The following is a 13,472-nucleotide window of genomic DNA, read 5'->3' as shown; positions in this document are numbered from 1 at the left end:
CGATAATACGGGCTATGCCCCAAATACAACTCACTCCCGCCCAACGTCGCGAGCACCGCGCCGAAGCCCACCACCTCGACCCCGTGGTTCTGATTGGCGGTGACGGCTTGACCGAAGCCGTCGAAAAAGAGGTCGACCTGGCCCTGAATGCCCATGGCCTGATCAAAATCCGTGTTTTCTCCGATGACCGCGCCAACCGCGAGGCCATCTTCCTGAAGCTGACCGACTCGCTCAATGCAGCGCCTATCCAGCACATCGGCAAGCTGCTGGTCCTGTGGCGCCCGATGCCCGAGAAGGAAAAGCAACTCGACGAAGACCGCAAGGCCGGCCCGCGCGAAGTCAAGGTGCTCAAGTTCAGCAAGAACGTCTGGCAAAAGCCCGAAGTCAAGCAGATCCGCATCCTGGGTAACCAGCGCCTGACGGCCGGCGGCCAGGTCAAGCGCGCCAAGCCCAAGCAAAAGTCGATCAAAAAGCAGCAGGGCAGCTAGTGTGACCGATCGCCACATCCTTTGCATGAAATGGGGTACCAAATATGGCCCCGACTATGTCAATCGGCTGTACGCCATGGTTCGCCGCCATCTGAGTGGCGATTTTCGCTTTGTCTGCCTGACCGATGACACGCAAGGGATTCGCAGCGAAGTGGAATGCCACCCGATTCCAGACCTGAACATCCATCTGGCCCCCGGCCAGCGGGATGGCGCCTGGAAAAAGCTCACCACCTTCGAGCAGGACCTGTATGGTCTGCAAGGCCAGGCGCTGTTCCTGGACCTGGATGTGGTGATCGTCGGCAGCATCGATGAGTTCTTCACCCTGCCGGGTGAATTTCGCATCATCCATGACTACCCGCGTTTTTGGCGCTTTGGTGAGCGCATTGTCGGCAACTCCTCGGTCTACCGCTTTACCTTGGGCGCCCACGCCGATGTGCTGGCCAACTTCCGTGCCAACACCGAGCAGCTGCGCGCCCAGTACCGCAACGAGCAGGAGTACCTGTCACACTTTCTGCACCAGCAGGGCAAGCTCGATTACTGGCCGGCTGCCTGGTGCCCGAGCTTCAAGTACTACTGCATCCCCACCTGGCCGAGCAACTACTGGAAGGAGCCGGTGCCGCCTGCCGATGCGCGCATCGTCATCTTCCACGGCGAGGTCAACCCGCCCGACGCGCTGCAAGGCCTGCGCAACAAGCGCTTCCACCATATCCAGCCGGCCCGCTGGATTGAAAAGGCCTGGGGCTGAGCCGCACTGCGCATAAAAACCAAAGGCGTTGATCCCTGCGATCAACGCCTTTTTTGTGGCCCGCAGTGGGCTTTGGCGCAGCTGGTCTAGCGCTGGTCTGCCGCCATCAGCGCATGGCCTTGCATGCGCGTCAAGATCGCCAGCGGGCTTGCGTCGGGGTTGTATTCCTTGCCGGGGGGCAGGAAGAAGGTCTGCTCCAGCATGTACTGGCCCGACATCACCGCATGCACCGCCTGGTCCGAAAAGCAGACCCAGCTGGAGCCGGCGGCAAAGGGCACGGTCTCCTGCGGCGCATTGCGCTGGTAGTCCATGTCGCCCTTCATGCCATCGTGCAGCTGCAGCATCAGGTGGTCATACTCGCTGCGAAGCGACTTGGTCACATGCAGCATCGCCAAGACCTTGGCCTGCCAAGGCACATAAGGCTTGGCGCGTGGCAAAAACTTGCGCGCCACATCCTCGAAAGGCTCACCCACGCGCCAGACCCGGGGCTGGCCATCGGGATTGACATTGCTGAACACGCGCAGGATGCGCTCGCCGTAGTTGGGCCGCGAGGGAAAGGCGTCGACATGCATGCGCTTGTCGTCGGCACGCCAGGACTGGGCACGGGTCTCGACCTGCGAGGGCCGGTAGCTCGTTGGCGCCATGCGCACCAGCGGCATGTAGTCGGGGAACAGACCGGCAATCAGCGCGGTGGCCTGCGCGCGAAAACGCGTGACCATGGCCGCCACGGCGGCCTGCGTTGCGGCATCACCGGCCACGCCCTTGATGCTGCCATCCACATTCAGGCTGATGTTGCGCGACTTGGGGTCGCGCACATCGGGGCGCAGCAGCGTCTTTTCCTGCTCGGAGAGCGCAAATGCGAGTTGGGGGAAATAAAGCACCTTGCCCGATTCAACGGCGGCCGTCCATTCCGGACGGCCCGGTGTGTTGCGCCAGTCATTGGCGTCGATGGAAACGATGGGAGATTGCATGGCCCGCCCAGTGTAGCGCGGCGGCGGGCGATTGCCTTGGGCCAGATCAAGGCCGCGATGCGGGTGCGGATGCCCGCCACAGCACGAGGGCCGCGCACAGCCACTGCAGCGCATACAGCAAGGTGCCCAGGCCGTGCCAGAACTTGAAGTTCTCGCGCTGCACGATCTTGGGCGAGATGCCGTACTGCACGACCAGCGCCATCAGCATGCCGGCCAGCACAAAGCCCAGTGCCGCACGCGCCCAGGGCTCGATGGTGTTGCTGGCCTTGTCCTTGGCCAGCACCAGCAGCACCAGGCCGCAGGCCAGCGACACCCAGGTCTGCGCTGCAAACAGCTTGGCAGCCATAAAGCCCGCCATCGATGCCTGTGGCAGGTTGGCAAACAGCATGGGCACGGCCATGAAGCCAATGGCCGACAGGCTGCCCCACCACAGGGCGGCTGCGAAAACGGGCAGGCGGTGCTTCATCGCGGGCTCGGTGCGCAGTGGCCGATGGCTTTAGAGGTAGCGCACGGCCACGACTTCGTAGCGGCGCTCGCCACCGGGGGCCTGCACGACGGCGGTGTCGCCCTCTTCCTTGCCGATCAGCGCGCGGGCAATGGGGCTGGAGACATTGATCAGGCCTTGCTTGAGGTCGGCCTCGTCCTCGCCGACGATCTGGTAGGTCACCGGATCGCCGCTGTCCTCATCGGCCAGGTCCACGGTCGCGCCAAACACCACCTTGCCGCCCGCATCGAGCTGCGAGGGGTCGATGATCTGGGCGGCCGACAGCTTGGCCTCCACTTCCTGGATACGGCCTTCGATAAAGCCTTGGCGGTCTTTGGCCGCATCGTATTCGGCGTTTTCGCTCAGATCGCCATGCGAGCGAGCTTCCGCAATGGCCGCGATGACGCCGGGACGATCCACGGTCTTGAGGCGTTGCAGCTCTTCTTTGAGCTTTTCTGCACCGCGCTTGGTAATGGGGATAGTGGCCATCTCGGTCTCCACAAACAGTCGCGATGCCAGCGCTGTGGCTGGCATCTGATAGACATCATCCGCCTGCTATGCGGCGGGGGTTCAAAAGCAAACCGCCGCGCTGGGGAGCGCGGCGGTTGCGAGGCAGTCTCTATTATGCCGATTTTTGAGCCTTGCAACAAAAATCGGCCAACGGCGATGCGATCAGTGCTGCAAGCTGGCGTGCAGCTCCTGCACCGAGTACACCTCCAGGTCATCCATGTTGCGCAGGCCTTCGACAGCGGCCTCGGCACCAAAGATGGTCGTGAAGGTGGTCACGCGGGCGAGCAAAGCGCTGGTACGGATCGCACGCGAGTCGGCAATGGCGTTGCGGCGCTCTTCCACAGTGTTGATGACCATCGCAATTTCATTGTTCTTGATCATGTCCACGATGTGGGGGCGGCCCTCGGTCACCTTGTTGACCGTTTGCACCTCGATACCGGCATCGGCAATCGCAGCCGCAGTGCCACGGGTGGCGCAGAGCTGGAAGCCCATGCTCGCCAGCTCCTTGGCAATCTGCACGGCGCGTGGCTTGTCGGCATTCTTCACGGTCAGGAACACCTTGCCCGAGCGGGGCAGCTTGGTGCCTGCACCCAGCTGGCTCTTGACATAGGCTTCGCCAAAGGTCTTGCCCACGCCCATCACCTCACCAGTGGACTTCATCTCGGGGCCGAGGATGGTGTCCACACCGGGGAACTTGACAAACGGGAACACGGCTTCCTTGACGCTGAAGTACGGTGGCGTCACTTCCTGGATGATGCCCTGCTCTTCGAGCGTGTCGCCTACCATGCAGCGTGCGGCCACCTTGGCCAGCTGGATGCCGGTGGCCTTGGAGACAAAAGGCACGGTACGCGAAGCGCGAGGATTCACTTCCAGCACATAGATGATGTCCTTACCATCGCGCTCCTGGATCGCGAACTGCACATTCATCAGGCCCACCACGTTCAGGCCTTCGGCCATGGCCGCGGTCTGGCGCTTGATCTCATCGACCGTCGCCTTGCTCAGGTAGTAAGGCGGCAGCGAGCAGGCCGAGTCACCGGAATGCACGCCCGCTTGCTCGATGTGCTCCATCACGCCGCCGATGAACACCTTGCCGGTGCGGTCACGCACGCAGTCCACATCGCACTCGATGGCGTTGGACAGGAAGTGGTCCAGCAGCACGGGCGAGTCGTTGGAGACCTTGACCGCTTCACGCATGTAGCGCTCCAGGTCACGCTCTTCGTGCACGATCTCCATCGCGCGGCCGCCCAGCACATAGCTGGGACGCACCACCAGCGGGTAGCCCAGTTCGCGGGCGTGTTCCATCGCCTGCGCCTCGGTACGCGCGGTGGCGTTGGGCGGTTGGCGCAGGTTCAGCGTCTGCAGCATCTGCTGGAAACGCTCGCGGTCTTCGGCCGCGTCGATCATGTCCGGCGTGGTGCCGACGATGGGCACACCGGCCTCTTCCAGCGCCAGGGCCAGCTTCAGCGGCGTCTGGCCGCCGTACTGCACGATCACGCCCACGGGCTTTTCAACGGCCACGATCTCCAGCACGTCTTCCAGGGTCACGGGCTCGAAGTAGAGGCGGTCCGAGGTGTCGTAGTCGGTCGAGACGGTCTCGGGGTTGCAGTTGACCATGATGGTTTCATAACCATCTTCGCGCATCGCGAGCGCCGCGTGCACGCAGCAGTAGTCGAACTCGATGCCCTGACCGATGCGGTTGGGGCCGCCACCGAGCACCATGATCTTTTTCTTGTCGCTGGGCTGGGCTTCGCACTCTTCGTCGTAGGTCGAGTACATATAGGCCGTGTTGGTCGAGAACTCGGCCGCGCAGGTGTCCACCCGCTTGAACACGGGGCGCACATTCAGCGCATGGCGCGCTTCGCGCACGGCCTTGTCGCTGGTGTGCAGCAGCTTGGCCAGACGGCGGTCGGAGAAGCCCTTTTGCTTGAGGCTGCGCAGATCATCGGCCGACAGTGCGGCCAGCGCCTTGTCGTCGCCCTGTGCTTCGGTGTGCTTGTCCAGTGCCAGCTCGAGCTTGACGATCTCTTCGATCTGCACCAGGAACCACTTGTCGATCTTGGTGATGTTGTGCACTTCATCGAGCGACCAGCCGGCGGCAAAGGCATCGCCCACATACCAGATACGGTCGGGACCGGGCTCGCCCAGCTCCTTTTCCAGGATCTCGCGGTCCTGGGTCTTTTCGTTCATGCCGTCCACGCCCACTTCCAGGCCGCGCAGCGCTTTCTGGAAGGACTCCTGGAAGGTGCGGCCCATGGCCATCACTTCACCCACGGACTTCATCTGCGTGGTCAGGCGGTTGTCGGCCGTCGGGAATTTCTCGAAGGCAAAACGCGGGATCTTGGTGACCACGTAGTCGATGGTCGGCTCGAACGACGCGGGGGTCTTGCCGCCGGTGATGTCGTTCTTGAGCTCATCCAAGGTGAAGCCCACGGCCAGCTTGGCCGCGATCTTGGCAATCGGGAAACCCGTAGCCTTGGAGGCCAGTGCCGACGAACGCGAGACACGGGGGTTCATCTCGATGACGACCATGCGGCCGTCCTTGGGGTTGATCGAGAACTGCACATTGGAGCCACCGGTGTCCACACCGATCTCGCGCAGCACGGCCAGCGAGGCATTGCGCAGGATCTGGTATTCCTTGTCGGTCAGGGTCTGGGCAGGGGCCACGGTGATCGAGTCACCGGTGTGCACGCCCATCGGGTCCAAGTTCTCGATTGAGCAGACGATGATGCAGTTGTCGGCGGTGTCGCGCACCACTTCCATCTCGTACTCTTTCCAACCCAACAGCGACTCTTCGATCAGCAGCTCGTTGGTGGGCGACGCCTCCAGACCGCGCTTGCAGATGACTTCGAACTCTTCGGGGTTGTAGGCAATGCCGCCGCCGGTGCCGCCCAAGGTGAAGCTGGGGCGGATCACGGTGGGGAAGCCCACCTGGCGCTGCACGTCCCAGGCCTCTTCCATGCTGTGCGCAATGCCCGAGCGGGCCGAACCCAGCCCGATCTTGGTCATCGCGTCCTTGAACTTGAGACGGTCTTCGGCCTTGTCGATGGCCTCGGGCTTGGCGCCGATCAGCTCGACCTTGTACTTGTCGAGCACGCCGTTCTTCCACAGGTCCAGCGCGCAGTTCAGCGCGGTCTGGCCACCCATGGTCGGCAGGATGGCGTCGGGGCGCTCCTTGGCGATGATCTTCTCGACCGTCTGCCAGGTGATGGGCTCGATATAGGTGACATCGGCTGTGGCCGGGTCGGTCATGATCGTCGCAGGGTTGCTGTTGATCAGGATGACCTTGTAGCCCTCCTCGCGCAGCGCCTTGCAGGCTTGCACGCCGGAGTAGTCGAATTCGCAGGCCTGGCCGATGATGATCGGGCCAGCGCCAATGATGAGAATGCTTTTGAGATCGGTGCGTTTAGACATGAGGCTCGCCTTGCAGTCGCGCGCGCTGGCTGGCTGTCCTGGTGGGCAGCCGCCCAGCGCTGGGTTTATACGCGGTCGGTATCTAATTTGTTCAAAATGGCCAGGACACGGGCCTCGGGCAGGCTCTTTTGCATCAGCTGCAGCAGACCATCCCCTTGCACCATGGGGCGCAGAACCTGCGCCTCGGCTTCGTAGAACTTGGCGTCCCACTCGGCCATCACCTGGTCGAATTCCTCGTCCGTCATGGTCTTGCACTTGGACACGATGGTCACCAGCGGCAAGGCCTTGTTGTCGAGGAACGATTTCTTGTAGGGCTTTTGCTGCCAGCGCGCCATAAACCATTCCTTGTGCTCGGCAGGCAAGGTCATGATGCGCTTGCTGATCGCTTTCTCTAAGGTGGCGACAGGAAAAGAAAACAGTTTCACGGCAGCATATTCCTTGGGTTCATCGTGCGCAGGTTCGGGCGCGGGCAACAGGCGCCTGGCATCAGGCCTTCTTGTGCTCGCGCATCAGGTTCACAAAACGGTCGAACAGGTACGACACGTCATGCGGGCCTGGCGAAGCTTCGGGGTGGCCCTGGAAGCAGAAGGCCGGGCGGTCGGTGCGCTCCATGCCTTGCAAGGTGCCATCGAACAGGCTCACATGCGTGGCACGGGTGTTGGCCGGCAGCGTCTCCAGGTCCACGGCAAAGCCATGGTTCTGGCTGGTGATGCAGACGCGGCCCGAGTCCAGATCCTTGACCGGATGGTTGGCACCGTGGTGGCTGTTTTGCATCTTGAAGGTCTTGGCACCGCAGGCCAGCGCCATGATCTGGTGGCCCAGGCAGATGCCAAAGGTCGGCACGCCACTGTCCATGATGGTGCGCGCAGCCTCGATCGCGTAGTCGCAGGGCTCCGGGTCGCCAGGGCCGTTGGACAGGAACACGCCATCGGGCTGGTACTTGAGCACTTCGACCGCAGGCGTCTGCGCTGGCACCACCGTCACGCGGCAGCCGCGCTCGGCCAGCATGCGCAGAATGTTCTTCTTGACGCCGTAGTCAAAGGCGACCACGTGGAAGGCATGGTCCTGCAGCTTGCCGTAGCCGGGCGTGCCATCGGCGCGCGCCAGTTGCCATTCGGTCTGCACCCATTCGTAGGACTGCGAGACGCTGACCACCTTGGCCAGGTCCAGACCCTTCATGCTGGGCGCAGCCTGGGCGGCGGCGATGGCTTCGTCGATGCGCGCTTGCGAGACCTGCTCGCCAGCGGCCAGGCCAACGATGGCGCCGTTTTGCGCACCCTTGTCGCGCAGCAGGCGCGTGAGCTTGCGGGTATCGATGTTGGCGATGGAGACCGTCTTGCTGCGGACCAGGTATTCCGACAAGGTTTCCGTGCTTCGGAAATTGCTGGCCAGCAGGGGCAGATTCTTGATGATCAGGCCAGCAGCAAAGACTTTGTCGGACTCAATATCTTCCGCATTGATCCCGTAGTTGCCGATGTGCGGATACGTGAGTGTCACGATCTGCTGGCAATAGCTGGGGTCGGTGAGGATTTCCTGGTAACCGGTCATCGCGGTGTTGAACACCACTTCGCCGGTCGTGGTGCCTTGCGCACCGATTGAGTTGCCAATAAAGACCGTGCCGTCTGCGAGCGCCAGAATGGCGGGAGGAAACGCGCTCTGTTGAGACAAAAACACTGGGTTCTCCGGATGGTTACGGGTCGCCCGGAGTCTGAGGTGTCCCGGAGGATCACCGCGAAGACTGTGCTTATGAGAGATTGCTTTGAGTGCAGCCGGGCGACGTGATTACTTGAAAGCCACCCATTGTAGCGTGCAAGCTGCAATCTGAGTGGAGGCAGGGGATGATTTGAGGGTCAAATCGCTAAAAATTACACACTCTGCGCAGCATTGCAGTAACACAGAGCGTAGTAGTAACGGAGAAAATACGCAAAGCGCATACTCGTTATCACTAAATCACCTGCGCCTCAGCACCACCCTATCGCCGCATCAATCTGCACGTGCCGCTGCGCTGGCATGCAGGCAAATGGCCGCGGCCGCGCCCACGTTCAGTGATTCCTCACCGCCGGGCTGGCTGATGCGAATATGCTGGTGTGCGGCCGCCTGCAAGGCCTCGGACACACCCTGCCCCTCATGCCCCATGACCCAGCTGCAAGGCCAGGGCAAGGCGGCGCGGTGCAGCCAATCTCCCTGGTGCGAGCTGGTGACCAGCAGCGGCTGCTGCAAGGCCAGCACATCGTCCTGCGATGCATTCTCGACCAGGTGCAGCGCAAAATGCGCGCCCATGCCGGCGCGCAGCACCTTGCCACTCCACAGCGCAGCCGATCCCTTGAGCGCAATCACCTGGCCAAAACCAAAGGCCGAAGCACTGCGCAAGATGGAGCCCACATTGCCGGCATCCTGCACACGGTCAAGCACCACGGCGGCCACACCGGGCTGGATGCCCGCCTGCTGCAGCGGCAAGTCCATCAAAAAGCCAAAAGGCGCAGGCGACGGCAGTGGGCTGAGGCTGGCCAACAAGGCCGTGTCGATGACGATATTGCGGGCGGCCGCATGCGCATAGACGTTCTCGGGCGACTGCCAGAATTTCTCGGAGAACACGGCCACTGCCGGCTTGACGCCACGCGTCAGCGCTGCGCGGCAGAGGTGGTCGCCCTCGATCCAGTAGCGCCCCTGCTTGCGGTAGGCCGCGCCCTCTTCCATCAAACGGCGCAAATCCTTGACCAAGGCATTGTCACGCGACTGGATAAAAACGGGAGGATGCGCAGCAGGGGACACAGATGATTCCTTTGCGCAGGCTTGGCGCCTGCAAACAGCGAGGGCGGAGATTTAGGCGCCCGTCTTGACCAAGGCCAGCGCCTGGGCCACCGGAGAGAACGAGCGCCGGTGCTCCGGGCAGGCGCCAAAGCTCTGCAGCGCCGCCAGGTGCACCGCGGTGCCGTAGCCCTTGTGCGCGGCAAAGCCGTACTGCGGGTAGAGCCGGTCGATATCCTGGCACCAGCGGTCCCGGTGCACCTTGGCCAGAATCGATGCCGCCGAGATGGCTTGCACCAGCGCATCGCCTTTGACGATGGCCTCGGCAGGCACCTCCAGGCGCGGAATGCGGTTGCCATCGACCAGCACGCGCACGGGCTTGAGACGCAGGCCGTTGACCGCGCGCTGCATGGCCAGCATCGTGGCTTGCAGGATATTGAGGCCATCGACTTCTTCAACGGAGGCCTGCGCAATCGAGCAGCACAGCGCCTTGCCGCAGATCTCGTCGTAGAGGCGCTCGCGTGCGCGCGCCGTGAGCTTCTTGGAATCGGCCAGCCCGGCAATGGGCGAGCGCTCATCCAGAATGACCGCTGCCGCCACCACCGGACCCGCCAAGGGTCCCCGACCTGCCTCATCCACACCCGCAACCAAGCCCGGCGGATGCCAAGGCAAGGAGGCCTGGTCAGGCAGAGAGAATTTTTTGGATGGCATCGGCAGCAAGCTTTGGGGTATCCCTGCGCAGTTCCAGGTGCAGGTCATGAAAACGCTGCTCCAACTGGGCCAGGCGTGCTGGATCAAGGCGTGGCGCGTCCAACCATTGCGCCACTGCCTCGGCCAAGGCCTCGGGCGTCGCCGCCTCTTGCAAAAGCTCGGGCACGACAAAGTCTTGACACAGGATATTGGGCAGGCCCACCCAGGGCTGCAGCTGCTTGCGGCGCATCAAGCGCCAGCTGATGGCATGCATGTGGTAGCTGATGACCATGGGCCGCTTGAACAGCGCCGCCTCCAAGGTGGCGGTACCGCTGGCGATCAAGGTGCAGTCACAGGCCTCCAGCGCCAGGTGCGACTGGCCACCCAGCACTCGGATGCGCTCCAATATCCCGCATTCAGCAGCCAGCGCATCAATGCGTGCGCGCAAAGCCGGAACGGCAGGGACGACGATTGTAAGCGAAGGTCGCGCCTGCAAAAGGCGCGCGGCGGCCAGAAAAAATGGCTTGGCGATGTAGCTCACTTCCGAGGCGCGGCTGCCCGGCAGTACGGCCAGCACTTCACCCTCCAGCGGCAAGCCCAGCTGCTGGCGTGCCGCTGCACGGTTGGGTTGCAGCGGGATCACATTGGCCAGCGGATGGCCCACATAGGTGCCAGCAATGCCGTGCTGGGCGAGCAACGCTGGCTCAAACGGGAAAATGCACAGCACATGGTCGGCCGAGCGGCGGATCTTCTCGACCCGCTCAGGGCGCCAGGCCCAGATCGAGGGGCAGACAAAATGCACGGTCTTGATGCCCTGGGCGCGCAGGCGCTCTTCGACACCGAGGTTGAAATCGGGCGCATCGACACCGACGAATAGCCGGGGCGGCTGCGCCGTCAAACGCTGCACCAGTTGCTTGCGGATGCGCAAAATACCCCAGATGCGCCGTACCAGCTCGGCGCTGTAGCCATGCACGGCCAGGCGCTCGCTGGGCCACCAGGCCTCAAACCCAGCCTGGGCCATGCGCGGCCCGCCAATACCGGCAGAGCGCAGGCCGGGAAAATCCTCAGCCAGCCCCTGCAGTACCAAGCCGGCCAGCAGGTCGCCCGAGGTCTCGCCGGCCACCATGGCCAAGAACATCTCTTGCTGTGGATCCATGACGGCAGGCGCAGCCATCAGCGCACAATGCCGCGCTTGGATTGCTGCAGAAAGTCGAGCATCAGCTGCACATCGGCCTGGGCTTCTGCCTCACAGCTGCCCTGCAGGTTGTCCAGCGCTTCAACGGCCGCCTGCAAGGTCAGGCCGCTGCGGTACAGCAGCCGGTAGGCCTGCTTGATGACCGCCAGGCGCTCGGCGCTGAAACCGCGCCGGCGCAGGCCTTCCAGGTTGAGACCACGCACCGCCAGCGGGTGGCCTTCGACCATGCAGAACGGGGGGACATCCTGGCTGATATGGCTGGCAAACCCGGCCATCACATGGGCGCCCACCTTGGTGAACTGGTGCACGCCCGACAGACCGCCGATGATGGCCCAGTCGGCCACATGCACATGGCCCGCCAAGGTGGCATTGTTGGCCAAGATGGTCTGGTTGCCGACCTGGCAGTCATGGGCAATATGCACATAGGCCATGATCCAGTTGTCGTCGCCGACACGGGTCACGCCGCCATCCTGGGCGGTGCCGGTGTTGAAGGTGCAGAACTCGCGAATGGTGTTGCGGTCACCGATCTCCAGCCGGGTCGGCTCACCCGCGTATTTCTTGTCTTGCGGCACGCCGCCCAGCGCAGCATGCGAATGGATCACATTGGATTCACCGATCGTGGTGATGCCCTCGATCACACAGTGCGCACCCACCTGGGTGTGGGCGCCAATGCAAACCTGGGGGCCAATAACTGCGTACGGCCCAACTGACACCGTGGGGTGCAACTGGGCCGCAGGGTCAACGATCGCCGAAGGGTGGATGGGACTGACCGCCGTCATCTACCGTTATTCCACGTGGCGCATGGTGCACATCAGCTGTGCTTCTGCAGCGACTTCGCCTTCCACGCTGGCCACGGCATTGAACTTCCAGATACCGCCGCGCACGCGGTCAATGGTGATCTCCAGCACCAGCTGGTCTCCCGGCACCACCGGGCGCTTGAAGCGCGCCGAGTCGATACCGACGAAGTAGTAGATATTGTTTTCATCGGGCACCTGGCCCATGGCATCAAAGGCCAGCAGGCCCGCGGCCTGCGCCAAGGCTTCCAGGATCAGCACACCAGGCATCACAGGGCGGCCCGGGAAGTGACCGGTAAAGAACGGCTCGTTGAAGGTGACGTTCTTGATCGCCTTGATGCGGGTGTTGCGCTCAAGCTCTTGCACGCGATCCACCAGCAAGAAGGGGTAGCGGTGAGGCAGCTGCTTGAGAATTGCTTGAATATCCATCATTGTGAACTCGGCTTAGCCGTTTTTCTGAGTTTGCTCCAAGGCCTTGATTCGGTCCCTCAACGCATGGAGATGTTTTAGGGTAGCGGCGTTCTTTTCCCAGCTGCCATTGTCGTCGATGGGGAAGAAGCCGGTGTACTGACCCGGCTGCCTGATCGAGCGACTGACCACGGTGGCCGCCGAAATATGTACATTGTCGGCGATTTCCAGGTGGCCCAGAATCATTCCAGCGCCTCCGATCGTGCAATGGCGTCCGATTTTGGCGCTTCCGGCGATGCCGACGCAGCCGGCCATGGCCGAATGCTCACCAATCTCGACGTTATGGCCGATCTGCACCTGGTTGTCGATCTTCACGCCATTGGCAATGAGGGTGTCGCGCAGCGCTCCGCGATCGATGCAGCTGTTGGAGCCGATCTCGACATCATCGCCGATCTGCACACCACCCAATTGCTCAATCTTGATCCAGCGCCCGCCCTCATTGGCAAAGCCAAAGCCGTCGCCGCCGATGACCGCACCGGGCTGCACCAGCACACGCTCGCCCAGCACGCAGTCGGCCCCGACGGTCACCCGTGAGGTCAGCACCGAATCGGCACCGATGACGGCACCGCTGGCGACATGGCACAGCGGCCCAATGGACGCAGAAGGGTGCACGATGGCACCCTCTTCCACCACCGCAGAGGGATGGATACCGGCGGGCACCGGACGTATCGCATGGTGCTTGCGCCACAGCTGCGTCAGCCGCGCAAAGTAGAGATAGGGGTTGTCCACCACCAGGTAGGCGCCGCCACGCTGGCGGGCCTGCTCCTGCATCTGCGCACTGACGGCGATGCAGCCGGCCTTGGAGGCCAGCATCTGGGCTTGCAGCTTGGGGTTGCTGAGAAAACTGAAGTCCTGCGGGCCGGCATCTTCGAGCGAGGCGATGGCCTGGATCTCCATCGCTGGATCCCCTTGCTCAAGCGTCCCTCCCAGGGCCTCCATGATCTGAACTAGCTGCAGGCTCACGCGTA

At 62.7% G+C, this 13,472-nt stretch carries 14 protein-coding genes; 2 read left to right on the top strand and 12 right to left on the bottom strand.

From position 1 onward, the window contains the following. Positions 1-14: 14 nt before the first annotated feature. Positions 15-488, top strand: coding sequence for a YhbY family RNA-binding protein (locus ACPEE1_RS10145; RefSeq protein ID WP_021026578.1), 474 nt, complete (start codon positions 15-17; stop codon positions 486-488). A 25-nt stretch (positions 489-513) separates the two neighbouring features. Next, positions 514-1,233, top strand: a complete 720-nt coding sequence (locus ACPEE1_RS10140) for a hypothetical protein (RefSeq protein WP_021026577.1) — start codon at positions 514-516, stop codon at positions 1,231-1,233. 86 nt (positions 1,234-1,319) lie between these two features. Here ACPEE1_RS10140 and ACPEE1_RS10135 read toward each other — a convergent pair whose 3' ends face one another. The 12 genes from ACPEE1_RS10135 to lpxD all read right to left on the bottom strand — a co-directional run bounded on the left by ACPEE1_RS10135 (position 1,320) and on the right by lpxD (position 13,467). Further along, the gene (locus ACPEE1_RS10135; RefSeq protein WP_423936248.1) at positions 1,320-2,204 is read right to left on the bottom strand and encodes a Kdo hydroxylase family protein; all 885 of its coding nucleotides are present in this window, start codon (positions 2,202-2,204) and stop codon (positions 1,320-1,322) included. A gap of 46 nt (positions 2,205-2,250) precedes the next feature. Beyond that, positions 2,251-2,670 (bottom strand): DUF4149 domain-containing protein, encoded by a 420-nt coding sequence (locus ACPEE1_RS10130; protein ID WP_182342167.1) that lies wholly within the window; start codon positions 2,668-2,670, stop codon positions 2,251-2,253. A 30-nt stretch (positions 2,671-2,700) separates the two neighbouring features. Continuing rightward, the gene (greA, locus tag ACPEE1_RS10125) at positions 2,701-3,177 is read right to left on the bottom strand and encodes a transcription elongation factor GreA (protein ID WP_027010824.1); all 477 of its coding nucleotides are present in this window, start codon (positions 3,175-3,177) and stop codon (positions 2,701-2,703) included. A 183-nt stretch (positions 3,178-3,360) separates the two neighbouring features. After that, positions 3,361-6,609, bottom strand: coding sequence for a carbamoyl-phosphate synthase large subunit (carB, locus tag ACPEE1_RS10120; protein ID WP_116924191.1), 3,249 nt, complete (start codon positions 6,607-6,609; stop codon positions 3,361-3,363). Between the two features lie 65 nt (positions 6,610-6,674). Then, positions 6,675-7,034 carry a hypothetical protein gene (locus ACPEE1_RS10115; protein ID WP_027010823.1) on the bottom strand — a complete coding sequence of 120 codons (360 nt, stop codon included), beginning with the start codon at positions 7,032-7,034 and terminating at the stop codon, positions 6,675-6,677. A 61-nt stretch (positions 7,035-7,095) separates the two neighbouring features. Continuing rightward, positions 7,096-8,283: a glutamine-hydrolyzing carbamoyl-phosphate synthase small subunit gene (carA, locus tag ACPEE1_RS10110; RefSeq protein WP_182342169.1), complete on the bottom strand. Its 1,188-nt coding sequence runs from the start codon at positions 8,281-8,283 to the stop codon at positions 7,096-7,098. Between the two features lie 309 nt (positions 8,284-8,592). Beyond that, entirely contained in the window at positions 8,593-9,381 is a 789-nt protein-coding gene (locus ACPEE1_RS10105; RefSeq protein WP_232539371.1) for a TrmH family RNA methyltransferase, read from the bottom strand. Between the two features lie 51 nt (positions 9,382-9,432). Continuing rightward, positions 9,433-10,068 (bottom strand): ribonuclease HII, encoded by a 636-nt coding sequence (gene rnhB / locus ACPEE1_RS10100; RefSeq protein ID WP_116924192.1) that lies wholly within the window; start codon positions 10,066-10,068, stop codon positions 9,433-9,435. Continuing rightward, a complete protein-coding gene (gene lpxB, locus ACPEE1_RS10095) occupies positions 10,040-11,203 on the bottom strand; it encodes a lipid-A-disaccharide synthase (RefSeq protein WP_243419207.1) in 1,164 nt (387 codons plus the stop codon). Before lpxB ends, rnhB begins: the two co-directional genes overlap by 29 nt. Positions 11,204-11,220: 17 nt before the next feature. Further along, a complete protein-coding gene (gene lpxA, locus ACPEE1_RS10090; protein ID WP_116924193.1) occupies positions 11,221-12,021 on the bottom strand; it encodes an acyl-ACP--UDP-N-acetylglucosamine O-acyltransferase in 801 nt (266 codons plus the stop codon). Between the two features lie 6 nt (positions 12,022-12,027). Then, positions 12,028-12,468, bottom strand: coding sequence for a 3-hydroxyacyl-ACP dehydratase FabZ (gene fabZ, locus ACPEE1_RS10085; protein WP_021026566.1), 441 nt, complete (start codon positions 12,466-12,468; stop codon positions 12,028-12,030). A 12-nt stretch (positions 12,469-12,480) separates the two neighbouring features. Continuing rightward, positions 12,481-13,467, bottom strand: a complete 987-nt coding sequence (gene lpxD, locus ACPEE1_RS10080; protein ID WP_116924194.1) for a UDP-3-O-(3-hydroxymyristoyl)glucosamine N-acyltransferase — start codon at positions 13,465-13,467, stop codon at positions 12,481-12,483. Between the last annotated feature and the right edge of the window lie 5 nt (positions 13,468-13,472).

Source organism: Comamonas sp. 23, from assembly GCF_049601575.1.
Classification (GTDB): Bacteria; Pseudomonadota; Gammaproteobacteria; order Burkholderiales; family Burkholderiaceae_C; genus Comamonas; species Comamonas squillarum.
Note: the sequence above shows the minus strand (reverse complement) of the source record. Positions and strands in the feature narration are given on the sequence as shown.